24 protein-coding genes are annotated in these 23337 nt (G+C 66.2%); 15 read left to right on the forward strand and 9 right to left on the reverse strand.

The genetic code is table 11. The features are described from left to right. Positions 1-7 precede the first annotated feature (7 nt). The 6 genes from ACT54X_RS22790 (at position 8) to ACT54X_RS22815 (ending at position 4772) form a co-directional block, all read left to right on the forward strand. Positions 8-661 carry an amino acid ABC transporter permease gene (locus ACT54X_RS22790; RefSeq protein ID WP_354319967.1) on the forward strand — a complete coding sequence of 218 codons (654 nt, stop codon included), beginning with the start codon at positions 8-10 and terminating at the stop codon, positions 659-661. Further along, positions 645-1421 (forward strand): amino acid ABC transporter ATP-binding protein, encoded by a 777-nt coding sequence (locus tag ACT54X_RS22795; RefSeq protein ID WP_294368504.1) that lies wholly within the window; start codon positions 645-647, stop codon positions 1419-1421. The genes ACT54X_RS22790 and ACT54X_RS22795 overlap by 17 nt, the downstream gene beginning before the upstream one ends. A 65-nt stretch (positions 1422-1486) precedes the next feature. Continuing rightward, a complete protein-coding gene (locus tag ACT54X_RS22800) occupies positions 1487-2479 on the forward strand; it encodes a Bug family tripartite tricarboxylate transporter substrate binding protein (protein WP_476348775.1) in 993 nt (330 codons plus the stop codon). A gap of 152 nt (positions 2480-2631) precedes the next feature. Beyond that, positions 2632-3213, forward strand: a complete 582-nt coding sequence (locus ACT54X_RS22805; RefSeq protein ID WP_354319966.1) for a YceB family lipoprotein — start codon at positions 2632-2634, stop codon at positions 3211-3213. A gap of 155 nt (positions 3214-3368) precedes the next feature. Beyond that, a complete protein-coding gene (locus ACT54X_RS22810; protein ID WP_476348778.1) occupies positions 3369-4418 on the forward strand; it encodes a glycerophosphodiester phosphodiesterase in 1050 nt (349 codons plus the stop codon). A gap of 54 nt (positions 4419-4472) precedes the next feature. After that, entirely contained in the window at positions 4473-4772 is a 300-nt protein-coding gene (locus tag ACT54X_RS22815) for a hypothetical protein (RefSeq protein WP_294368513.1), read from the forward strand. A 38-nt stretch (positions 4773-4810) separates the two neighbouring features. Here ACT54X_RS22815 and ACT54X_RS22820 read toward each other — a convergent pair whose 3' ends face one another. Genes ACT54X_RS22820 through ACT54X_RS22835 form a run of 4 tightly spaced genes read right to left on the reverse strand, consistent with a single transcriptional unit; the run spans position 4811 to position 8133 of the window. Beyond that, complete coding sequence (locus ACT54X_RS22820) at positions 4811-5809, reverse strand: Bug family tripartite tricarboxylate transporter substrate binding protein (RefSeq protein ID WP_476348780.1); 999 nt, start codon at positions 5807-5809, stop codon at positions 4811-4813. Continuing rightward, positions 5806-6195: a chorismate mutase gene (locus ACT54X_RS22825; protein ID WP_294368518.1), complete on the reverse strand. Its 390-nt coding sequence runs from the start codon at positions 6193-6195 to the stop codon at positions 5806-5808. The genes ACT54X_RS22820 and ACT54X_RS22825 overlap by 4 nt, the downstream gene beginning before the upstream one ends. Before the next feature lie 10 nt (positions 6196-6205). Further along, a complete protein-coding gene (locus tag ACT54X_RS22830; RefSeq protein ID WP_476348782.1) occupies positions 6206-6688 on the reverse strand; it encodes an aromatic-ring-hydroxylating dioxygenase subunit beta in 483 nt (160 codons plus the stop codon). Further along, the gene (locus tag ACT54X_RS22835) at positions 6685-8133 is read right to left on the reverse strand and encodes an aromatic ring-hydroxylating dioxygenase subunit alpha (protein ID WP_476348784.1); all 1449 of its coding nucleotides are present in this window, start codon (positions 8131-8133) and stop codon (positions 6685-6687) included. The genes ACT54X_RS22830 and ACT54X_RS22835 overlap by 4 nt, the downstream gene beginning before the upstream one ends. Before the next feature lie 108 nt (positions 8134-8241). Between ACT54X_RS22835 and ACT54X_RS22840 the strand changes: the two genes are divergently transcribed. From ACT54X_RS22840 to ACT54X_RS22875, 8 genes are all read left to right on the forward strand, one after another. Next, positions 8242-9147, forward strand: coding sequence for a LysR family transcriptional regulator (locus ACT54X_RS22840; protein WP_294368526.1), 906 nt, complete (start codon positions 8242-8244; stop codon positions 9145-9147). Positions 9148-9190: 43 nt separating this feature from the next. Next, positions 9191-9877, forward strand: coding sequence for a substrate-binding domain-containing protein (locus ACT54X_RS22845; protein WP_476348786.1), 687 nt, complete (start codon positions 9191-9193; stop codon positions 9875-9877). A gap of 365 nt (positions 9878-10242) precedes the next feature. Next, positions 10243-10434 (forward strand): hypothetical protein, encoded by a 192-nt coding sequence (locus ACT54X_RS22850; RefSeq protein WP_294368532.1) that lies wholly within the window; start codon positions 10243-10245, stop codon positions 10432-10434. Between the two features lie 287 nt (positions 10435-10721). Further along, complete coding sequence (locus tag ACT54X_RS22855; RefSeq protein ID WP_476348788.1) at positions 10722-13430, forward strand: response regulator; 2709 nt, start codon at positions 10722-10724, stop codon at positions 13428-13430. Positions 13431-13497: 67 nt separating this feature from the next. Beyond that, positions 13498-13809 (forward strand): GNAT family N-acetyltransferase, encoded by a 312-nt coding sequence (locus ACT54X_RS22860; RefSeq protein ID WP_476348789.1) that lies wholly within the window; start codon positions 13498-13500, stop codon positions 13807-13809. A gap of 355 nt (positions 13810-14164) precedes the next feature. After that, on the forward strand, positions 14165-14623 hold the full coding sequence (locus tag ACT54X_RS22865) for a ferritin-like domain-containing protein (protein ID WP_476348790.1): 459 nt from the start codon (positions 14165-14167) through the stop codon (positions 14621-14623). Positions 14624-15518: 895 nt separating this feature from the next. Further along, on the forward strand, positions 15519-16658 hold the full coding sequence (locus ACT54X_RS22870; protein WP_294368543.1) for a ParB/Srx family N-terminal domain-containing protein: 1140 nt from the start codon (positions 15519-15521) through the stop codon (positions 16656-16658). 5 nt (positions 16659-16663) lie between these two features. Beyond that, the gene (locus ACT54X_RS22875) at positions 16664-17518 is read left to right on the forward strand and encodes a restriction endonuclease (RefSeq protein ID WP_294368546.1); all 855 of its coding nucleotides are present in this window, start codon (positions 16664-16666) and stop codon (positions 17516-17518) included. Positions 17519-18363: 845 nt separating this feature from the next. Here ACT54X_RS22875 and ACT54X_RS22880 read toward each other — a convergent pair. Continuing rightward, positions 18364-18639 carry a hypothetical protein gene (locus tag ACT54X_RS22880; RefSeq protein ID WP_294368550.1) on the reverse strand — a complete coding sequence of 92 codons (276 nt, stop codon included), beginning with the start codon at positions 18637-18639 and terminating at the stop codon, positions 18364-18366. A 9-nt stretch (positions 18640-18648) separates the two neighbouring features. Here ACT54X_RS22880 and ACT54X_RS22885 point away from each other — a divergent pair, with 9 nt between their 5' ends. Next, positions 18649-19404: an IS30 family transposase gene (locus ACT54X_RS22885; protein WP_294369194.1), complete on the forward strand. Its 756-nt coding sequence runs from the start codon at positions 18649-18651 to the stop codon at positions 19402-19404. 229 nt (positions 19405-19633) lie between these two features. Here ACT54X_RS22885 and ACT54X_RS22890 read toward each other — a convergent pair whose 3' ends face one another. Genes ACT54X_RS22890 through ACT54X_RS22905 form a run of 4 tightly spaced genes read right to left on the reverse strand, consistent with a single transcriptional unit; the run spans position 19634 to position 23303 of the window. After that, the gene (locus ACT54X_RS22890) at positions 19634-20509 is read right to left on the reverse strand and encodes an alpha/beta fold hydrolase (protein WP_294368554.1); all 876 of its coding nucleotides are present in this window, start codon (positions 20507-20509) and stop codon (positions 19634-19636) included. Continuing rightward, positions 20506-21570 carry a branched-chain amino acid ABC transporter permease gene (locus ACT54X_RS22895; protein WP_294368556.1) on the reverse strand — a complete coding sequence of 355 codons (1065 nt, stop codon included), beginning with the start codon at positions 21568-21570 and terminating at the stop codon, positions 20506-20508. The genes ACT54X_RS22890 and ACT54X_RS22895 overlap by 4 nt, the downstream gene beginning before the upstream one ends. An 18-nt stretch (positions 21571-21588) precedes the next feature. Continuing rightward, positions 21589-22581, reverse strand: a complete 993-nt coding sequence (locus ACT54X_RS22900) for a branched-chain amino acid ABC transporter permease (protein ID WP_294368559.1) — start codon at positions 22579-22581, stop codon at positions 21589-21591. Next, the gene (locus tag ACT54X_RS22905; protein WP_294368562.1) at positions 22578-23303 is read right to left on the reverse strand and encodes an ABC transporter ATP-binding protein; all 726 of its coding nucleotides are present in this window, start codon (positions 23301-23303) and stop codon (positions 22578-22580) included. Before ACT54X_RS22905 ends, ACT54X_RS22900 begins: the two co-directional genes overlap by 4 nt. Positions 23304-23337: the final 34 nt, after the last annotated feature.

A 23337-nucleotide genomic window follows, 5' to 3' on the forward strand; every position in this document is an offset into this window, starting at 1 on the left:
CACCACGATGGTCGAATTCACCCTCTGGGACATCCTCCGCAACCTGCTGCTCGCCGCCCGCTGGACGGTGGTGCTGTCGCTGATCGCCTTCGTGGGCGGCGGCGTGGTCGGCGGCCTGCTGCTCGCGGCGCGGCTGCGCGGCGGCAAGGCCGTGCAGCGGCTCATCGGCGGCTATGTGCAGCTCTTCCAGGGCACGCCGCTGCTGATGCAGCTCTTCCTGGCCTACTTCGGCATCGCGCTCTTCGGCATCGACGTGTCGCCGTGGACCTCGGCGGCGCTGGCGCTGACGCTCTACACCAGCGCCTTCCTCACCGAGATCTGGCGCGGCTGCGTGGCCGCCATCCCGCGCGGCCAGTGGGAGGCGTCCTCCAGCCTGGCGCTGAACTTCGGCGAGCAGATGCGGCATGTGATCCTGCCGCAGGCCGTCAAGATCGCCATCGCGCCGACGGTCGGCTTCCTGGTGCAGGTCATCAAGGGCACGGCGCTGGCCTCGGTCATCGGCTTCGTGGAGCTGACCAAGGCGGGCGGGATGATCTCCAACGCCACCTTCCGCCCCTTCACCGTGTTCGCCTGCGTGGCGCTCATGTACTTCGCGCTGTGCTTCCCCGTCAGCCTCTACGCCAAGCATCTCGAAAGAAAGACCCATGGCCGCCGTTCCTGAAACCCACGCCCATGTCGAGCCCGGCGCGCCCATCGTGCGCATCACGGCGCTCAAGAAGTCCTACGGCAGCAACCAGGTGCTCAAGGGCATCGACCTGGAAGTAGCACGTGGTGAGGTGATCGCCATCATCGGCAAGAGCGGCTCGGGCAAGAGCACCCTGCTGCGCTGCATCAACGGCCTGGAGGAGTTCCAGGAAGGCGCGCTCACCGTCGACGCCAAGCCGCTGCTGCACGACAGCGCCATGGCCATGCGCGAGCTGCGCCAGCGCGTGGGCATGATCTTCCAGAGCTTCAACCTCTTCCCGCACCTGTCGGTGGGCCGCAACGTGATGCTGGCGCCCACGCTGGTCAAGAAGAAGAACAAGGCCGAGACCGAGGCACAGGCGCGCAAGCTGCTGGCCCGCGTGGGCCTGGCCGAGAAGTTCGACGCCATGCCCGACCAGCTCTCGGGCGGCCAGCAGCAGCGCGTGGCCATCGCCCGCGCCCTGGCCATGGAGCCGGCCGTGCTGCTGTGCGACGAGATCACCTCCGCGCTCGACCCCGAGCTGGTGGGCGAAGTGCTGCGCGTGGTGGAGTCGCTGGCCGACGAGGGCATGACGCTGCTGATGGTCACGCACGAGATGAGCTTCGCCCGCAAGGTGAGCGACCGCGTCATCTTCATGCACCAGGGTCGCGTGCACGAGATGGGTCCGCCGGCCGAGCTGTTCGGCAATCCGCAGACGGCGGAGCTGAAGCAGTTCCTGTCGTCGCTGCACGACTGAGCGACCGTCACGGGCGGCAGAGGCCGCTCACTATCATCGGCGCCCACACAAGAACGGAGACGCCGATGAAGCAAGACCACCGCTCCCTGCTGCGCCGCCGCGGCCTGGCCGCCCTGCTGGGCACGCTGGCGCTGTGCACGGGCCTGGCCGCGCAGGCCGCCTTTCCCGACAAGCCGCTGAAGATCGTCATCGGCTTTCCCGCCGGCGGTCCGCTGGACCAGCATGCCCGCCTGCTCACCGACCGCCTCCAGGCCGTGCTCGGCCAGCCGGTGCTGGTGGACTACAAGCCCGGCGCGGGCGGCTCGGTCGGCGCCGACTTCGTCGCCAAGAGCCCGGCGGACGGCTACACGCTGATGCTGGCCAACACCGGCGTGGCCGTCATCAACGGCGCGCTCTACCGCAACCTGCCCTACAACACCCTGCGCGACTTCACGCCCGTGGCACGCACCGCCATGCAGCCGCTGGCACTGCTGGTCAACAACAACGTGCCGGCCAAGACGCTGGGCGAGTTCATCCAGTACGCCAAGGCGCGGCCGGGCCAGATCAACTACGGCTCGGCCGGCAACGGCGGCATCAGCCACCTGGTGCCCGAGATGTTCAAGAGCGCGGCCGGCATCTTCATGGTCCACATTCCCTACCGCGGCAGCGCACCTGCCTTCACCGATCTGATGGGCGGGCAGGTGCAGTTCATGGCCGAGTCCATTCCCCAGGCCGCGAGCTACCACAAGCAGGGCAAGGTGCGCGCCCTGGCCGTGACCAGCCGCGAGCGCAACCCAGCGCTGCCGGACGTCCCGACCGCCATCGAGGCCGGGCTCAAGGGCTTCGAGGTGGTGGGCTTCTACGGCTTCTTCGTGCCGGACGGCACGCCCAAGGACGTGGTCGACAGGCTGAGCGGCGCCTTCCAGCAGGTTCTGGCCCAGCCCGACCTGAAGAGCCGCATGGTGAGCCAGGGCGCGGATCCGGCTTTCCTCGGCAGCGCGGACTTCGGCCGCTTCCTGCAGGCGGAAACGCCGCGCTGGGCGGCGGCGGTGAAGGCCTCCGGCGCGCGGCTGGACTGAACACGGAGGCGGCCGTCCTCGGCCCCGCCGGCCGCCCGATGCCACGCGCACATGCCACCGCCCGGCCCATTGATCGAACGTCCGCGAAACATGCGGACACCACCTCTTCGACGGCCGAGGAACCCATCCCTGGCCTCACCTTCAAACCTCGCATGACGCAACCCGACCTCGCCGCACGCCGCCACCTGCTCGCCAGCGGCGGCGCCCTGCTCCTGCTGGGGGCCGCGCCGCTGCGCAGCGCCTGGGCCGGCTTCAACTTCTTCACCAGCGAATACACGGCCTCGCGCGAGGAACTGCAAGCCCAGGTGGCGAAGAAATTCCCCTTGCGCCAGAGCGCCGGCGGCCTACTGGACGTCACGCTGCGCGACCCGCGGCTGGACCTGGACCCGGGCGCCAATCGCGCGATGCTGACCACCGCCGTCACCATCGCCAGCCCCTTCCTCAATCCGTCGCAGGTGGGCGGCCAGGTGGCTGTGAGCAGCATGCTGCGCTACGACCCCGAGACGCTGAGCCTGCGCCTGGACCAGCCGCGCACGGAGCGCGTGGTGTTCGACGGCGTGGGTGGCCAGGACGCCGTGCGCCTGCAGCGCGCAGGCGCCGCCGTCGCGCAGGAGCTGTTGCAGGGCCAGGCCCTGCACACCTTCCGCAAGGAAGACCTGACCGTCGGCCGCAAGACCTACGAGATCGGCGACATCACCATGCTGGCGGACGGCATCAAGGTGCAGCTCCGATAGCGTGCGAAGGACGCGGCCACGCACGCTTCGCCGTGGCCGCGTCGCACGGGCACTGCAGGGCGCGTCCCGGCTGCTTGCCACACGTCCCGTGTCCCCGGGCAAACCCCGGCGCTGGCGCTGACGCCACCGTCATCGGCGGCGTCCAGAATCAGGGCATGTCCACGTCGCCTCCCCAGCCCCTGTCCCGCCGCGCGCTGCTCGGCCGCGGCACCCTCGTCCTGCTTCCCGCCTTCGCCAGCCTGGCCGCCTGCCGGACCGTGCCCGAGGCGCCAACGCAGCGCTTGCTCGACCTGCAGGCGCATCGCGGTGGCCGCGGCCTCGCACCCGAGAACACGCTCGCCGCCTTCGACCACGCAATCAGCCTCGGCGTCACCACCCTGGAACTGGACATCGGGCTCACGGCCGACGGTGTGGCCGTGATCTCGCACGACACGGCCCTCAACCCCGACCACACGCGCGACGCCCAGGGCCGCTGGCTGAGCGCCACGGGACCGGCCATCCACCAGCTGACCCTGGCCCAACTCAAGACCTATGACGTGGGCCGGCTGAACCCGAACACCCAATACGGCCAGCAGTTCCCCAACCAGGTGCCGCGCGACGGCGAACGCATTCCCACCCTGGCAGAGCTGTTCGCGCTGGCCGACCGGCGCGGCGCGGGCCAGATCAGCTTCAACATCGAGACCAAGGTCGACCCCACCAAGCCCGCGGAGACCGCGTCGCCCGAAGCCATCACCGACGCCATCCTGGCCGAGGCGCGGCGCGCCGGACGAATCTCTCACGTGACGCTGCAGAGCTTCGACTGGCGTAGCCTGGTGTATGCCGAGACGCGCGAACCCCGTCTCTGGCGCGCCTGGCTCACCAGTCCGCGCACCGTGCAGGACAGCCGCTGGACCGCGGGCCTGCGCCTGGCCGACCATGGCGGCAGCGTGCCGCGGCTGATCGATGCCGCATCGCGGCGCGGCAAGGGCCTGTCCATCTGGTCGCCGGCCTTCGGCGACCTGCAGCCCCAGCAGGTGAAGGAGGCCCACGACCTGGACCTGAAGGTGCTGCCCTGGACGGTCAACAACCCCGCCGACATGGCCCGCCTGATCGACATGGGCGTGGACGGCCTGATCACCGACTATCCCGACCGGCTGCGCGCGCTGATGCAGGAACGCGACCTGCCGCTGCCGCCTGCGCTGCCGGCACGGTCCGCCTCAGCCTGACCTTTGCAGGCCGCGCCCCTGCACCGTACCGACCTCGAACACCCCGCTCGCGCCATGAACACGACCACCGACGCCGCCACCGCCCAGGACCAGCTCGCCCGACTCGCCGACCTGCTCGCCGCCACCCGCCGCGATCCGCTGCAACTTGGCCGCCTGTGCGACCACGCCCGCCAGGCCTCTGCGCTGCAGGCCGCGCTCCCACCGCGCTACGCGCCTGTCCTGCTCGACGTGGTGGACCGCCTGGAATCCAGCGCCTTGTTCAGCGAGGAAAGCTGCTCCTTCAGCCAGAAGGACCTGCTGGACAGCCTGCAGCTGTGGACGGACAAGGCGCGGGGTGTGCTGTTGGGCGGCTGAGTCTTCCTCGTGCACCTCTATGCACGGCGATGGGGGACTCAGTCCGGCTTGAGGCCGGCGCGCTCGATCACCGGCTTCCATCGCTGCAGTTCGTCACGCATGAAGGCCGCGAGTTGCTCCGGGGTCCCGCCGACCGGATCGAAGTAGGCGCCGAGCAGACGCTGTCGGACTTCAGGCTCGGCGAGCACAGCGGCGATCTCCCGGCTCATGCGCTCGACCACCGGCCGCGGTGTGTCGCGTGGCGCCATGTAGGCGAACCAGGGCACGGCCTGGATGTCCGGCAGACCGGACTCGCGCAGCGTCGGCAGATCGGGCAACAGCGCGGAGCGCTGCGCGGAGGTCAGGGCCAAGGCCTTGAGCTTGCCCGCCTTGACCTGCGGCATCACGGTCACCGGCGGCAGGCAGGCGAACTGCACGTCGCCCTGCACCAGCGCCGTCACGGCCTGCGCCGACGAAGCGTAGGGAATGTGGACGGCGAATGACTGGGTCTTCGCCTTGACGAGCTCCACGCCGAGGTGCGCGATGGACCCGTTGCCGGTGGAAGCAAAGTTGTACTTGCCGGGGTTGCGCCGCAGCGCATCCAGCCATCCCTTGACCGAGTCGATGCCGGTCTGCGCATTGACGGCACAGACGTTGGGTGTGGTGGCTGCCAGCGATACCGGGGCCAGGTCACGGAAGGGGTCGTAGGGCAGGTTGCGGTAGAGCACCGTGTTGTAGACCAGCGGGGCATTGACCGACAGAAGGAAGGTATAGCCATCCGGACTGGCCTTGGCCACCACGTCGGTGCCGGCGTTGCCGCCTGCCCCGGCGCGGTTCTCGACGATCACCGGCTGGCCCAGCCTTGGCGCCAGGCGGTCATTGACGATGCGCGCGAGGATGTCCGGCGACGAGCCGGCGCCAAAGGGCACGACGATGCGAATCGGGCGCCTGGGCCAGTCCTGCGACACGGCAGCGTTCTGGGCTTGAGCGGGCAAGGCTGCCGACACGATGGCCGCCAGCGCGGCCCATTGGAGGGTATGTCGACGCAACAGGGTCATTGCCCATCCTCCACCGGGGCCATGGCCGCATGGTCCTGCTGCTCGCGCGCGATGAAACCGGCCACCATCGCGCGATAGCAGGCGTCCACCACTTCGGGATAGGCGCCCTTGGCCTCGGCCAGCGCTCGCACCTTGGCGAACACCTGCTCCTGCCGGGCAGGCGCCGAGACCTGGAAGGCGTCACGCTTGAAGCGCGCGGCATCGCGCACATAGCGCCCCCGTTCGGCCAACAGCGCGACGATCTGCTCGTCCAGCGCATCGATGCCGGCGCGGATCTCGGCCAGCGAGTTGCAAAGCGGCGTGTAGCCGGGATCGAGGAACCGCCGCAGCGGCGGGCCGTGCGGATCGGGCTCCGTGCCTGAAAGGTGGGCAGTGGGAATGTTCATGAAGCCGGCCTCAAATGGGGTAGATGATCGAGTTCGGGATCATCTCGCTGTCGTACACCACCAGCCGCGACGCGAACTTGAGCGAGCCGTCGGGCATCCGCACCACCTCATCGATCGTGCGGCCCACGTTGAACACGGTGGTCAGCTGCGACAGCTTGGTGCGGAAGACGGCGTAGTTGGCCTCGCAGTGGATGCGGCCGTCCACCACCTCGCGCACCAGCGGCGTGCCGACCACGTGGCGCTGGTAGTAGGGGTCGTGGTAGAGCGTCTCGCGGATGCCGTAGACGCGGTCGCGCAGCATGGCCTTGCTCTCGAACGACAGCGTGGCCAGCGGAAAGCCCCGTTCATGGTTCTCGCGTGGCTGCAGCCGGTAGCGGCAGTCCTCGGTGAAGAACTCCGGCCAGGCGTCCCAGTCGGCGGCGTCGAGCGCGCTGGCGTAGCGGGCGTAGAGCTGGCTGAGCGCGAACCAGTCCTCGAAATTGAGCGGGCTCATCGGGCGGCGCTCCCTTCCCCATGGACTTGGGGCGAGTCGCCTTCGGACGCACACGGCGACGGTCGGGCCGCCGCCGCTGCGGCCGGTGGTCCATCGGCCCCGGGTGCCTCCATCACGCCGCGCCAGTAGTCGTACATGCCGCGGATCAGCGTCTCGGTAACCATGTGGTCGGCATCGCCCACGTCACGGCCGCCCAGCTCGGCCAGCGCGCGATGGCCCGGCTTGCTCTCGAAGGCCATCTGCGACAGCTCGATCACCTCGCCGTCGTCGGCCGAGACGAAGCCGGCCGGCCCGAACAGGTTGGCCTGGCGCAGGCGGCGCTGCTGCATCTCCTCGGTGTCATCCTCGAAGCCGAAGTGCGTCCATTCGAAAAAGAAGGCGCCGTGGCCGTCGGGCTGGATGTGGCGCGTCGAGACGCTGTTGACCTGCTGCTGCAGGATCACGCTTGGGAACAGCGTCGTCATGACGGCGGTCGGAACAGGTGCCCCCACGCTCGCCACTACGTGTGCGTCGCTGCCCCCCGAGGGGGCGTCCGCCGCTTTGGGGCGGCCCGGCAGCGGCGGAGCGCCCCACCACGGCTCCGGCACGATGTCCAGGAAGCGCGCGTCCTCCAGCGACATCTTCTCCTTGAAGCTCGACACCTGCGTCACCTGCGCGGCGGCGCCCTGCTGGCCGCGGGTGGAGATCATGGCCGCGTGGCGGTGGCGCTCGTCCATCACCAGCTGCGACTTGTTGTCGGCCCGCCAGAGGCCGAAGGTGACGAACCAGGTGTGCAGCAGGCCGGGGTGGTACGGGTCCTTGATGTTCTCCTGCATCAGCTTCCAGTTGCCGGGAATGCGCTGGCGGTTGTAGCCCAGGATCTTCAGCTTGCGGCCATTGAAGAGCCGGTCGAACCAGCGCAGGATGACCGGGCCCATGAAGTCCTCCAGCGACTCGACCTCATGGTCGAAGCTGGCGAACACCACGCCGCCGCGCGTGGCCACCTTGAGTCTGGTCAGGCCATGGTCCTCGGGCTTGAAGTCCTCGGGCATGCCGCCGTGCATCTCCCCAGACTCGTCGCGCACTCCGCGGCGGAAGGGCACGCCCATCAGCTTGCCGGTGAGGTTGTAGTTCCACTGGTGGTAGGGGCAGGTGAAGCTCTTGCGGTTGCCGTGGCGCTCGCGACAGAAGGCCATGCCGCGGTGGGCGCAGACGTTCTCCACCACATGGATGCCGCCGTCCTGCGCACGCACCAGGATCACCGAGCGCTCGCCGACGGCGGTGCGCTTGAAGTCGCCGGGGTTGGGAATCTCCGCCTCCAGGCCCACGTAGCACCAGTGGCCGCGGTAGAAGAAGCGCTCCAGCTCCTTGCGGTGCAGGTCGTCGCGGGTGTAGGCGGCGAAGGGAATGCGGCTGGTGCCGCCGGCTTCCCAGCGCAGCGGGGCCTCGTGGGGCGCACTGTTCATCGTGCGTGTCTCCGTCGTTGTCGTAATGGGCCGCATCATCCAGCCGGGCCCACTATCCACCAATAGAATCCGGTGAATAGGCCCCATCACCATTGTCAATAACACATCATGGACCTCAAGCAGCTCGACCTGAACCTGCTGCTGGTGTTCAACCAGTTGCTGGCCGAGCGCAGCGTCTCGGGCGCGGCGCGGGCGCTGGGGCTGAGCCAGCCGGCCGTGAGCAACGCGCTGGCGCGGCTGCGCAAGGCGGTGGGCGACGAACTCTTCCTGCGCACCTCGCGCGGCATGGAGCCCACGCCCCGCGCCGTGCAACTGGCCGAGCCGGTGGCCGCCGCGCTGCAGCTGCTGCAGCGCGCGCTGCGGCAGGACCAGGGCTTCGACCCCGCCACCAGCAGCCGCGCCTTCACCATCGGCATGACCGACATCGGCGAGATCTACTTCCTGCCCGGCCTCATGGAAGCCCTGGCCGAGGCCGCCCCCAGCGTGACGGTGAGCACGGTACGCAACACCGCGGTGCAGCTCAAGGACGAGATGGAGTCCGGCCATGTGGACCTGGCCCTGGGCCTGCTGCCGCAGCTGCGCACCGGCTTCTTCCAGCGGCGCCTGTTCACCCAGCGCTATGTGTGCCTGATGCGCCAGGGCCATCCGCTGGACAAGCGCCGCATCGGCCTGCGCGAGTTCAGCGCGGCCGAGCACCTGGCCGTGGTCTCCGCGGGCACCGGCCACGGCGTGGTCGAGGACGAGCTGGCCCGCCAGGGCATCGAACGCCGGGTACGGCTGACGGTGCCGCACTTCGTGGCCCTGGGCCACATCCTGGCTGGCACCGACATGATCGCCACCGTGCCCGAGCGGCTGGCCCAGCGCATGGCCGGGCCCTTCGGCCTGCGCTGGCTGGCGCACCCCGCCCCGCTGCCGGAGATCGGCATCCACCTGCTGTGGCACGCGCGCCTGCACCGGGAGCCGGCCAACCAGTGGCTGCGCCAGCTGATCGCGACGCGCTTCGGCGACGGCTGACACAATCCGCCGTTCATCCGACAACCCCTCATCGACCCGCAGCATGACCGCCCCCCTGACGCTCATCTCTTCCATGGCCACCCGGCAGATCCTGAACGACCTGGCGGCCGATTACGAACGCCGCACCGGCCAGGCGGTGAGGGTGGAATCGGTGGGCGGCGTCGATGCCGCCAAGCGGGTGCAGGCCGGCGAAGCCTTCGACCTGGTGGTGCTGGCGGCCAACGCCATCGACCAGCTGGCCACCGCCGGCAAGACGGCCGGCCCGCGCAAGGACCTGGTGACCTCGGGCGTGGCCGTGGCCGTGAAGGCCGGCGCGGCGCGGCCCGCCATCGACAGCGAAGAGGCCGTCAAGCAGGCCGTGCTGAGCGCGCAGAGCCTGGCCTATTCCACCGGCCCCAGCGGCGTGCAACTGGCCAAGCTCTTCGAGCGCTGGGGCATCGCCGCCGAGATCCGGCCGCGCATCGTCACCGCGCCGCCCGGCGTGCCGGTGGGCAGCCTGGTGGCCAAGGGCGAGGTGGCGCTGGGCTTCCAGCAGCTCAGCGAGATGCTGAACCTGGAAGGCATCGATATCCTGGGCCCGCTGCCCGACGCGATCCAGATCGTCACCACCTTCTCGGGTGCCGTGGCGGCCACCAGCACGCGGGCGGCTGAGGCCCAGGCGGTGCTCGACTTCATGGCCGGCCCCGAGGCCGCGGGCGCCATCCGTCGCCAAGGGATGGCGCCGGCCTGAGGGCCAGCCGCATCGGTGGCACGCCCACGCCGGGCGGTATTTCGGGACCGTCGATCCCCGTTTCCGCCAGGCCTTGACCGACGAGGCCGCCGGCCGAATTGAGCCGACGGCCCTCCCCACTTTTCCAATTCCTTTTTCCGATATGGGTCGCCGCCGTTCGCGGCGAGGCCAGCCACGACCTGCGGGCGGTGTCTGGCGGCAATCCAGCCAAACGCGCAGAAGAGGAATTAATTCACCAGCCTTTTCATTACATTGACAAAAGATTTCATTGATTGACTGAATGCACGTGGGCCGCGCTTCATACTGGGGGGCGGCCCGGCGCAAATCGATGGCCGCAGACGCCTGCTTCCCTTGAACCGCCATCGATGACCCTGCTGGGCTTCCAGAAAATGCCGGCCGAACAATTCATGATCCTGACCATCAGTTTTGTCTTGGCGGTCGTTCTTTTCTTCATCAGTGCCGAAGAAAGAAATACGGCGCAGAAGGTGGTCGCGTTATTGATCAGCCTGTGCTTTTCGCTGGTGATCTATTGCTGGACGTCGCTGCACCGGCCTTGAAGATGCGCGCCTCGCCGCGCACGCACGACACACGCGACAGGCCGCTGTGCATCCGGCCCACCTCCCCTGCCGCGGCTGCCCGCAACGGCGCGAGGCCCTGGCGCCCGAGGCCCCGCCACACGCAGCGGCCATGGGCCCGAACACCCCGCGTGTCGCGGCCTTGTCCGTCAAGACGACCGCTTTCGGCTGACGAGAATCCCGCGGCGCTCTGCGCGCCACGACGCTGACGGACGGGTGAGGACCCACGCCGGCTGTCTTTCCTGCGCTTTCCCCCACCGACAGCCGATATGCCGAACGTCTCCACCGTCCAGCCGTCCCTTTCAGAAGACTCGGGCCCAACGCCGTCCGACGGCACGGGCTGGCCGCCCGCAGGCGGGGAATGCGGGGCACTGATCCGCCAGCGGGACTGGTCGACCACCCCGCTGGGCGTGGTGGAAACCTGGTCACCAGCGCTGCGGACCACGGTCTCCAACATCGTCAACTCGCCCGTGCCCAAGGTGCTGATGTGGGGCACCGACCATGTGATGCTCTACAACGACGCCTACCGGGCCGTGCTGGGCACGCAGCATCCCGATGCACTGGGCCGGACGACGATGGAGGTGTGGCCCGAGATCGCCGAATGGAACCGGGAGGTGCTGCAACGCTGCCTTGGCGGCGAGATCGTCTGCTTCCGCGAACACGCGATGACGCTGATGCGCGAGGACGGGCCGCAGCAGCATGTCTTCGACCTTTTCTACACGCCGGTGTACGAAGCCGCGGGCGCGGCGGCCGGCGTCATGTGCACGGTCCTCGACGTGACCGACCGGGCGCGGCAGGAAGCGGCGCTGCGCGTGGGCAACCGGCGCTTTCGCACGGCGATGGACGCCGTCCATGGCGTGCTCTGGACCAACAGCGCCGACGGCCGGATGACCGGCGAACAGCCGGGCTGGGCCGCGCTCACCGGACAGACTCAGCAGGAATACGAGGGCTACGGCTGGGCCGACGCCCTGCATCCGGACGATGCGCAGGGCGCCATCGCCACCTGGAATGCGGCCGTCGAAGGCCGCACCATGTTCGTCCACGAGCACCGGGTACGCCGCAGCGACGGCGTCTGGCGCAACTTCGCCGTGCGCGGCCTGCCCATCCTGCGCGAGGACGGCAGCATCGACGAATGGGTGGGCGTGCATACCGACATCACCGAGCAGCGTGCAGCCGAACGCAGCCTGGTGGCCCAGGCCACAGCACTGGCTGCCCAGGTGCGCCACCGCGAACGCGCCGAAGAGCAACTGCGCCTGCTCAACGAGAACCTCGAAGCGCGCGTCATCGCCGAGATCGACGAGCGCCGGCAGGCCGAGGCCAAGCTCGCGCAGGCGCAGAAGCTGGAGTCCATCGGCAAGCTCACCGGCGGCGTGGCCCACGACTTCAACAACCTGCTGCAGGTCATCTCGGGCAGCCTGCACCTGCTGTCCAAGGACATCGCCGGCAACGAGCGCGCGCAGCGCCTGGTGGGCAATGCCATGGCCGGCGTCTCGCGCGGCGCCAAGCTGGCGGCCCAGCTGCTGGCCTTCGGACGGCGCCAGCCGCTGGAGCCGCGCGTCGTCAACGCCACGCGCATGGTGCAGGGCATGGACGACATGCTGCGCCGCGCCCTCGGCGGTGCGATCGAGATCGAGACGGTGCTCGGCGGCGGCCTGTGGAACACCTTCGTCGATCCGACGCAGATCGAGAACGCGATCCTCAACCTCGCCATCAATGCCCGCGACGCGATGAATGGCTCCGGCCGGCTCACCATCGAGCTGGCCAACGTGCATCTGGACGAGGCCTATGCGCGCCAGCACGACGAGGTCGCGCCGGGCCAGTACGTGATGCTGGCCGTGTCGGACACAGGCGCCGGCATGCCGCCGGAGGTCATCGCCCGGGCCTTCGAGCCCTTCTTCTCCACCAAGCCGGAAGGCAAGGGATCGGGCCTGGGCCTGTCGATGGTGTACGGCTTCGTCAAACAGTCCAACGGCCACATCAAGATCTATTCGGAAGTCGGGCATGGCACCACCGTGAAGGTGTTCCTGCCGCGCGCCATGCAGGCGGAGGATGTCGCGGTGCGACTGGACGCCGGCGCCGTCGAGGGCGGCACCGAGGTCGTGCTGGTGGTAGAGGACGATGCCGAAGTGCGCGAGGTGGTCGTGGCCATGCTGGCCGACCTCGGCTACCGGGTTCTGCAGGCCTCGGATGCATCCAAGGGCCTGGCCGTGATCGAAAGCGGCATTCCGGTCGACCTGCTCTTCACCGACGTGGTGATGCCCGGCCCGCTCAAGAGCCCCGAGATGGCGCGTCAGGCCCGACAGCGCATTCCGGACCTGGCGGTGCTCTTCACATCGGGCTACACCGAGAACTCCATCGTCCACGGCGGCCGGCTGGATGCCGGCGTGGAGCTGCTGTCCAAGCCCTATTCGCGCGAGGCCCTGGCGCGCAAGGTGCGCCACCTGCTGGGCAACCGGGCGCAGCGGCAGGCCGCCGCGCCCGCGGCCCCTGCGCCCTCCAGTGCCGCTCCGGCCTCCGCATCGACGCAAGACCGGCCGGCCGCGGCGAGCGCCACAGCCGCCCCGGCCCGCCCCAGCGCCGGCGTCGTGCTGCTGGTCGAAGACGATCCGCTGATCCGCGTGACCTCGGCCGCCATGCTCACCGACACGGGTTTCACCGTGGTCGAGGCCGGCAGCGCCGAAGAGGCCGAGGCCCTGGCGCAGCGCCATCGTCCGCAGGTCATGGTGACCGACATCAACCTGCCCGGTGCCTCGGGCACCGAACTGGCCGCGGCCCTGCGCACGCAGGTGCCCGAACTGGTCACGATCTTCGCCAGCGGCGATGCATCGCCCCTGCTGCGCGGCGAGCTCAGCGGTAGCCTGATTCTGGCCAAGCCCTACACCTCCGCGGCGCTGGTCTCGGCCGTGAAGGCGGCGCTCGAACCTGCGGCACCGATGCAGGCCGCCTCGACGGCCGCTGCGACAGACGGACGCCACTGACGAGCCTGGGCGCCGGCCACGGCGCTCGGCGATGATGGCCGGCCACCTTTTGACCGCAAGGAGCCGCATGACGCAGACCCCCACCCTTCGAAAGAACGAAGCCGCCCACCGCTACGAGATCCTGCTGGGCGATACGCTGGCCGGCTTCAGCGAATACAACGTGCTGGCCAATGGGCTGGTGTTCACCCACACCGAGATCCTTCCCGAATTCGAGGGCCGTGGCCTGAGTTCCACGCTGGTGCGCCACGCGCTGGAGGATGTGCGGGCGATGGGCACGCGCGTGATTCCGGTCTGCCCCTTCGTGGCAGCCTTCCTGCGCAAACATCCCGAGTTCCACGACCTCATCGCACCGGAAAGCCGCCGCGCCTTCGGCATCTGAGTCTGGAGGTTGTGGTGGATGAGCAAGCTCATGCGGCTTCGCATGATCAGCCCGACCGAACTGCTACAGCTCTCCTGAGCCGAGCGCCGGAAAGTCTGTTGTCCCCGTCCGCTCGTCACGCCAGGCGCCACCGCTGGAGCCGGACCCCAAACACTCCCGCTCTGAGCCGGCGCATCCGACAACGCCTCTGCGCCTGACGGGCAGCGCGAAGGCCCCTGCACCTACAGCGGGGCGCGTGGCCCGACGACGGGCCGAAAGATCGGTCCCTTCAACCATGGCGGTTCCGCAGCCGAGAGGGAAGGCTTCTCTCCCCTCCCCTCGGTCACCGATCCACCCATTGAAGAAGGAGCCCACCATGGCCCAGACCACCAACGACGTCATCGACACCCTCAACGACTTGCTGGAGAACTCGCGCGATGGCGAGTACGGCTTCCGCCTCTGCGCCGAAGAAGTCGAGAACAGCAGCCTGCGCACCACCTTCAGCACCCGTGCCGCCGAATGCGCGCAGGCCGCGCGCGAACTGGAGGAACTCGTGATCCGCCTGGGTGGCAAGCCTGCGGACGGCGGCACCGCGTCCGGCGCGCTGCACCGCGGCTGGGTGCATGTGAAGGGCGCCGTCGGTGCCAACAGCGAAGAGTCCATGCTCGAAGAATGCGAGCGCGGCGAAGATGCCGCCGTGGCGCGCTACCGCAAGGCACTGCAGCAGGATCTGCCGGCCGATGTGCGCGCGCTGATCGAGCGTCAGGCGCAGGGCGCGCAGAAGAACCACGATCAGATCAAGCGCCTGCGCGACGAGGCGCGCGCTGCCAGCTGATTGCCCGCGGGGCTCGTGCCCCGTGTGAGCGTTGGCCTGACGGGCGTCTTGCGTGGCAGCGGATTGAGGGCCAGGGTTGGCTGATCCTGCGCACCCGCGAGAGTAATCATCACGCACAACTAAAGCACGTCAGTGCAGACCGAAGCCGGCCCGTGCCCGCAGCAGGCGCACCCAAAGTTTAGGCCCCCAGCGCGCGATGGCTCGCAATAGTTGCAGCCATGAGCGTGGCAACCCTGCTTCTTGATCGCCCAGACGAACAACCGGCCGCCCAAGCATCGGCGGACCGCCCGGGGTCTGGCTTCGCTATTCGACATTGGCCGCCCAAGCCAGTCGAATGTTACTGAGGCTGGTGAGCGGTCAGGCAGGAGCGACCGCGGCAATGTCAAGCTGTAACGCTTTGCTATCTCCTTCTTACGCATCACCCACGGCAGCTGCGCCAAGTCCAGATGCGTGAGCAGCAGTTCGATGTCTCGCTGATCCGAATTTCCGTGCCGTGTAGCCGCTTGGCTAGCACAATGCTGTGGTTGCGGCCGGAAGACACAACCCGTGCAACTTCAACGCTGAGAACAGCCGGGTAGGCGCCGACGGTGCTGCGGGGGCGGCCACACACTTCCAGCGTACCCCTCTCGGCACGGTGCCGCAGCGGATGGAAGCGGATGAATGTCTTCACCCGACAAACGCAATGTCCTTACTACGCAGGCACAATTAATCGCAGGCCTTCGCGCAACCTCTGCGGAACCCTCTTGGCGCGCAGTGGGGCACATCCAGATTGGGCAGCGGGGGACAGGTATGTCAGAGAGCCACAACGGCCTGCACAACTGGCATCAGGGCGTCGCAACAACCTCCACAGCACTTCAAGCGACAATCACTTCTGTTGCACAACAACGGATCAAACATGACGCAAGCAATGGCGCCGCTGCACCAACATCTCCAGCCAGTCGACTTGCCACTGGCTCAGATCTATCTCGATCCAAACAATCCTCGATTCACCGACTCAGACTGGGCATACATCGCGACTGAGCACTGGGATAAACCTGATGTACAGGAAGCTGCCCATCGGAGGCTGATAGCCGACTTCGATGTGGAGAAGCTTCGCATGAGCATGGAAGTCAACGGATTTCTTCCAATTGATCGGGTAATCGTCAAGCAGTTTGCACACGACAAATATGTCGTGCTTGAGGGCAATCGTCGTATCGGCGCAGCGAAACTGATAGGCCAGTACGCGCTTGACGGCTCCGCTGTTTCTCCAACCGTTATTGAGTCACTCGCCAGCATCCCCTGCCTTCTGTACACCGGAACGGATGGGGACGCAGCTTGGGTCTTTCAGGGATTGCGGCACATTTCCGGCGTTGCCGAATGGTCTGCATTTAACAAGGCAAAGTTGCTTGTCGAACAAATGGAGAAGGACTCACTATCGCTTACACAAGTCGGAAAGCGATTCGGGCTGACTCCTCATGGAGCAGGTCAGTGGGTTCGCGGATATTATGCTTTCAAGCAAGCTCGCGAAGCTTCCGACTACATAAATGAAGTTGACGAACGCTCCTACCCGTATTTTCAGGAACTCTTCGGACGAAGCTCAGCACCAGTGCGCGAGTGGCTGGAGTGGAATGATGATAAGTATGAGTTCACAAGCAAATTGAATCTCGACGAATTCATATCTTGGCTTTATCCAAGACCCGATACGGGAGTAGAGGACGGGACGTCGAAAAAGGGCGACTTCGGGCGGAGGCGTATTGCCAGGCGTGATGACATTCGCCAGCTTGCCGTTCTGATGATTAATGAGAAGGATCTGTTTGAACAGTTTAGAGGGGGAACCGACCTTGAGGCTTGTTATTCACTGCTGCTGACCCGCCGCTTTGAAGAGGAAGCGAAAAGAAAGTCAGATCCGGTCTCCGAACTGTTCGCGGCAGTCGAAATCTGCACGAAGGTCGTAGGCAATGTCCCTTACAAGGCGATGAAGGACCCCGAGACAAAAGCAAAGATTATCGAAGCACTTATAAAACTGGAGAACGTGATCTCTGATATCAAGCCCTAATTTTTGTGAGCGAGAAGAAAGAACTACTGGCCGCCTTGCATCGAACGCAACTTGCGCCGGGAAATACGGACTTTCGCGCGTTGCTCAGCCAACTAGCGCAAACGACACTCCGAAAGGCTCGGTCAGACGCAGATGCGTTCGCCGACGTCAACTTGCGCAAATATTGGAACTGGTTGGCACGCGAGATAGATGAGCACATTGCAAGGGGTTTAACGCCATTCTTCCTTCAGGCTACAGGCGGTGTCTTTGCGATTTCCTCCGCGTGTCACACGCTGGCCGCATCTGGTAATGCTCAGGATAGATCGCGCGGGACCTTAGCGATGTCTCGTCCACAAGTTCTTCGTCAAATTGATGCGCTGACAGATAGAGAGTATGAGGCATTGGCCTGCGTCTCATGCACGGCGATTGGTAGCACTCAAACGTTGCTCACTCCGCCCGGCAACGAAGGAGGAATTGACTTCTTTGCAACTCTATCAATGCATACGAAGACACATGTCTTCTCTGCAGTCGGTGCGGAAGTCCGGATTGTCGGTCAGTGCAAGAAGTATGGCTCACCAGTAGCCGTAGACAAGTTAGAGCAATTCATAACGACAATGCAGAACGTCAGACATCGAAGTGATCGAGTACGTCGCCACATTCCAGCATGGTTTGAACAGTCGAGGGGACCAATTATCGGCTGGGTCATGGCTCACTCAGGATTTCAAACTGGAGCGGCCGACGAAGCGAAGAACCACGGTATCATCCTTTCCGACACTCTTGATCTTGCAGAACTGATCTGCCTCTCTACTGGCTTTCATGCAGCACTACCGCCGGCAGATCGGGCAACAAAGTTAGTGGACGAGTGCAGAAACTGGCTCTAAGCGACGCCCACGCCTCGCGCGAATTGAAGAGCTACGGCAGGCAGCTTAACTCAGATTTAGGAGGGCAGTTCAAATCTGAAATACAGCGCCCACGCTTTCCGCAAATGGTGAGCTGTTCAGTAATTGCTCTATTGCTCTCTCTTCTCGGAGCTCTGCGCACTTCGAATTCGGATGTCGCGTTCAGCGTCTGCAATGACATCATTTAACTGATCATCGCCGTTTCCGCCTGCTTGCAAAATTGTTCTAGCATAACGAACACGAGTCACAAATTTCTTGACAGACAGCAGACCTTGTTCGTATTCAAGGCATGCTTGGTCAAGTACATGATAGGCAGACCAATAACGCTCCGCCTTACCTATTGGACCCAAGAACGTTACCAAGCTAGTGCATACCGCGGCGATAATGCCAATAAGCCAGGAATAGTTTTTTAAATGTCCAAACGTTATCAGGGTATCAGATGTGGCAGATGATTCCCCATTTGCTGACGTGAGCGCCGTAAGCAGTGTTCCACCTAAGACGCCAATAAGTCCAATAGCGTAGTGTGTCGCCCACCAACTCAGATAGAGTTTTCTAACCCTTGACTTGAGCGTTAAAACGCCTCTAGGGATCGCAATTGCATCCACTGAAATTCCTTTCGAGTAGTTTTCTTGACTGGCGCGCAGCGTTAAGAAGTGACTTGATATGTAACAGCGGTGACTCAAGCAGCGCAAGAAACTGAGTTGTCGGCCTAATGCTGACATAGAGAGCTAGGAGTTGTATCGCCCCTTTGGATATGAGGCACACAATCACCAAGTTCGGAGTGGGAGGATTCACACCTGAAGTGCATCACCCGCCGTCCGATAAGGTCAGCAGATGCCCAGCACTTCGACGAAGAAATACCACCAAATCCACCTGATGATCGCGTGACGCTGGCAAGCCTGCGCCAGCAGGGCCTGGGCGTGCGCCATGGTCCGTGGGCTGGGGGCTCGGCGTCCACCGTCAGCCGCAAAATGGAACGCAACGCCGATTCGACCGGCTACGCCAGCGTCACGGCTCCCATTTGCTGCTGACAACGCAGGCTTGCGGCGCGCCTTGCCCGCAAGCTGGATCCCGAAGGCGTCCCGTTCGGCTTCGTACGTCATCGCCTGGGCCTGTGCTGGTCGTCCGAGCAAATTGACCTGACACTGGCGAGCCTCTGGCCCAAGGGCCACCACCGCGGGTCACACGAGACGATTCACAACTGCATCTACGCCCAGACTGTGGACGAGCTCAAGCGCGAACCGGTGGCCTGCCTTCGCCAGGCGCACAACAAGCGCACGCCCCGCAGCAAGGGGCAGGACCGCCGCGGGCAGATCCCGGAAATGCTTCAGCATCCACGTGCGCCCGCCCGAGGTCAAAGACCGGAAGTTCCCCGGGCATTGGGAGGGCGACCTGATCAAGGGCGAGGCAACGCCAGCGTGGTGGGCTCACTAGTCGAGCGCACCAGCCGGCTGCTGATGCTGGTGAAGCTGCCCCATCCCAAACCTGCCAGTGCGGCCAGCGTGATGCAGGCCTTCACGGACAAGCTGCGCAGCATCACGCAGCCGAAGCGCAACACGCCGACCTACGACCAGGGTCGCGAGTTGGCACGCTACAAGGAGCTGACGGCCCACACGGGCGTGGCGATGTGCTTCTGCGATCCGCGCAGCCCCTGGCAGCGTGGCTCCAACGAAAACATCATTGAGCTGGTGCGTCAGTACCTGCCCAAGGGCATGGACTTGAGCGGCTACAGCCAGGAACGGCTCGACGCCATTGCCACGGAATCAACAACGGGCCCCCGCAAGGGTCTGGGGGTGAGAATATCGTTGGCCGTCTACCGTCAACTCCTCATCACCCACTCCGCGCCACAATCCAACACCATTCACTGAAGGCCTGGGTGTTGCACTTCTGGTTTGAATCCGCCATCCCTCAAGAGGCATTGCCTGCAAGATTGCGCTCGCAGGTTCCCCTTCACGACTTCGCCGCCATGGCGGTCCCGTACGTCAAACGTTGCGCCGCAAGGCTGGTGAGGCCGCGCTTACGGCCGCACCCGCACCCTGTCCCTTGCCATGCAGCAGCCCCGCGACAGCGTGCCTTCTTCATAACCGTCGCGTCGAACTAAGGCACCGCACGCAGGAAGGCCGCGATGGGCTCCAACTGCCCAGGCACGTTCAACGCCGGCGCATGCCCACAACCCGGCACCTCCAGCACCGTCAGCCGCCCCGCCGCGCCCGGACCTCGATGGCGCATCGCATCGACAGTCTCCGGCAGCACCAGGTCCGACTCGCCGCCGCGCAGGATCATCACCGGCACCTCAATGGCGTCGTAGTGCGACCAGATGAGGTAGTCGTCGTCGTGCACGGTGAACTGGCGCACCATGGCCGGGTCGTAGTGCGGCGTGACGCGTCCGTCCGGCAGGCGGCGGGTCGAGGTCTCCGTCATGCGCCGCCATTGCGCATCGCTGAGCCAGCCGTACGGCTTGTAGACGGTGCGCAGAAAGACTTCCAGCTCGCTCACGGTGTCGAAAGCCGGCGGATTGCCCGCATAGGCCTTGATGCGCTCGATGGCCGCGGCGGCCAATTGCGGCGCGTTGTCGTTGAGCACCAGCGCGGCGATGCGTTTCTTCATCGCTGGCACCACGAGGCCGGATGCGCAGACCGTGCCGATGGCGCCGCCCATGGAGGTGCCTACCCAGTGGACGCGGGCGAGCCCCAGGTGCTCGCACAGTGCGTCGGCCAGGCGCGCATAGAAGGCGAGCTGGTATTCCTCGTCAGGGGCCGGGCTCCACTGGCTGAGGCCGCGGCCCAGGGTGTCGGGACAGATCACCCGCCAGCCTTCGGCCACCAGGTGTGCTGCCAGCTCGTCCATGTCGCGGCCCGTACGGGCCAGGCCGTGCCACGCGATCACCGCGGGCGCGGCCGGGGCGCCCCAGTCCATCCAGTGGATCTCGCGGCCGACCAGCTGCGCGTAATGGGAAGTGGGGGTGACGCTCATTTCGCGCTCCTACTGCGCAGCTTGCCGACGATGCCGGTGGGAAAGTAATAGACCGAGAGCACGAAGAGCACGCCCAGCCACAGCAGCCAGCGGTCGGGCGACAGCACCGCCGAGAGCCAGGGCAGGCCGCTCGCTGCTTCGCTGCCCAGGCGCAGCAGATCCTGCAGGTAGCTCTGCGCCACCACGAAGAGCACCGCGCCGATGGCTGCGCCGTAGATGGTGCCCATGCCGCCGATCACCACGATCAGCAGCACGTCGACCATGATCTCGAAGCTGAGCGAGGTGTCCGGCCCGTTGTAGCGCAGCCAGATGGCCAGCATGGCACCGGCCAGCGTGGCGAACAGGGCCGACAGCACGGCCGACAGCGTGCGGAACACCACCACCCGATAGCCGATGGCCTCGGCACGGAACTCGTTCTCGCGGATCGCCTGCAGCACGCGGCCGAAGGGCGAGTTGACGATGCGCAGCAGCGCCAGCACCAGCACCACGGCCAGAACGAAGAGCAGGTAGTAACACAGCAGCCGGCCGTCGAGCGAGACGCCGAGGAAGGGCTCCTCGCTGAACTCGAAGCTGGGCGAGATGAGTTCCGGCAGCTTGAAGGTCAGCCCGTCCTCGCCGCCGGTGAAATCCGACAGCTGCGAGGCCAGCGTCTGGAAGGCCGAGGCCACCGCCAGCGTGATCATGGCGAAGAAGATGGCCCGCACCCGCAGCGAGAACAGGCCCACCGCCAGCGCCAGCACCAGCGAGACGGCCAGCGCGCACAGCACGCCGACGAGCACGGCGTCCCAGCCCGCGCCCATGCGCGTGGCGGCGATGGCCACGCCATAGGCGCCGATGCCGAAGAACATGGTGTGCGCGAAGCTCACGATGCCGGTGTAGCCCAGCAGCAGGTCGAAGCTGGCCACCAGCACGATGAAGACCAGGATCTTGGCCGCCACATTGAGCGCCTTGACGCCCGGGAACAGGAAGGGCGCGAAGGCCAGGCCCAGCAGTACCGCCAGCAGCAGCACGGCCAGCACCTTGCTGCGCGGCAGGTCGTTGGAAAGAAGGCGTCGAAGCATGATCGGTCCCCTTCCCTTTCAGCGGCTGCCCGCCACGGGGTACACGCCCTGTGGCCGCCACAGCAGGATCGCCACCATCAGCGCGATGTTGGAGAACAGCGCCACCTTGGGCGCGACGAAGCCGGTGTAGTTGGCCATCAGCCCCACCAGCAGTGCGCCGATCAGCGCGCCGGTGGTCGAGCCCAGGCCGCCGATGATGATGACGATGAAGATCAGCACGTTGACCTGCGCCCCCATCTGCGGGATCACGTTCTGCTGATACAGGCCCCACATCACGCCGCCCAGGCCGGCCAGCGCACTGCCGGCCACGAAGATGCCGACGAAGAGCACGCGGATGCGGTAGCCGAGGGACTCGACCATCTCGCGGTCCTGCACGCCGGCGCGGATCAGCAGGCCGATCTTGGTGCGGGCCAGCGTCCAGGCCAGCAGGCCGAAGACCAGCGCGCCGACGATCACGGCCAGCACGCGGTACTTCTCCACCGCGGCATCGCCCCACAGCCAGGAGCCGCGCAGGCCCTCGGGCAGCGGCAGCGGAATCTGCGCCGGGCCCCAGATCACCTTGATCAGCTCCTCGCCGATGATCATGCCGCCCATGGTGATGAGGATCTGCTTCAGGTGCTGGCCGTACACCGGCCGCACGATGAAGCGCTCGAAGGCCAGGCCCACCGCGCCCGCCACCAGCATGGCGACCACCATGGCCGGCAGCACCGCCACCAGATTGGTGAGGATGGACGAGGACTGCGTCCAGTCGCCCATGGCGCCCAGCACACTGGTGGCCACGAAGGCACCCAGCGCGATGAACACGCCGTGGCCGAAGTTCAGCACATCCATCAGACCGAAGACCAGCGTCAGGCCCGAGGCAATGATGAACACGATCATGCCCATGGCCAGGCCCGCGATGGTCAGCGTGAGCCAGGTGGAGGGCGAGCCCACCAGCGGCAGGGCCACCAGCGCGAGCGCGGGCACCAGCAGCAGGGGCTTCCAGTCGATGTCTTTGGCGAGGGTCGTCATAGGGCCAGTCCCAGCAGGCGCTGCTGCAGTTGCGTGTCGGCCGAGAACTCGGCCATGGCGCCGGCGTGCACCACGCGGCCGTTGTCCATCACGGCCACGGTGTCGCCCAGGCGTTGGGCGAAGTGGATGTTCTGCTCCACCAGCAGGATGGTCACGCCGCTGGCCTTGAGCTCGGCGAAGGCGTCGATCATGTTGTTGATGATGGCCGGCGCCAGGCCCTTGCTGGGCTCGTCGATGATGAGCAGCTCGCGCGGCTCGACGATGGCGCGCGACACGGCCAGCATCTGCTTCTGCCCGCCGGAGAGTTTGCCGGCGGGGTGGTTCCAGAACTTCTCCACCGCGGGGAAGAGCCGGAAGATCCACTTCAGCCGCGCCTCGTCCATGTCCTGCGCGCGGCGGGCGCTGCGCGCGGCCAGGAGCATGTTTTCCTTCACCGTCAGGTCCGCGAAGATGCCCATGGTCTCGGGCACGTAGGCGATGCCCAGGTCGGCGATCTGCGGCGTGGGCAGGTTGGCGATGCTCTTGCCGCCGAACTGCACGCGGCCCTGCGCCACCTTCCACAGGCCCATGATCGTGCGCAGCGTGGTCGTCTTGCCGGCACCGTTGCGGCCCAGCAGCATGGTGAGCTGCCCCTTGGGCACCACCAGGTCCACGCCGTGGAGGATGTGGTACGCGCCGATGTGGGTGTGCACGCCTTCCAGCGTGAGAAGTGCTTGATTCATGGCTGTTGCTCCTTCCCCCGCTGGGGGAAGGGGG

The organism is Pseudacidovorax sp. DMC4, from assembly GCF_056314265.1.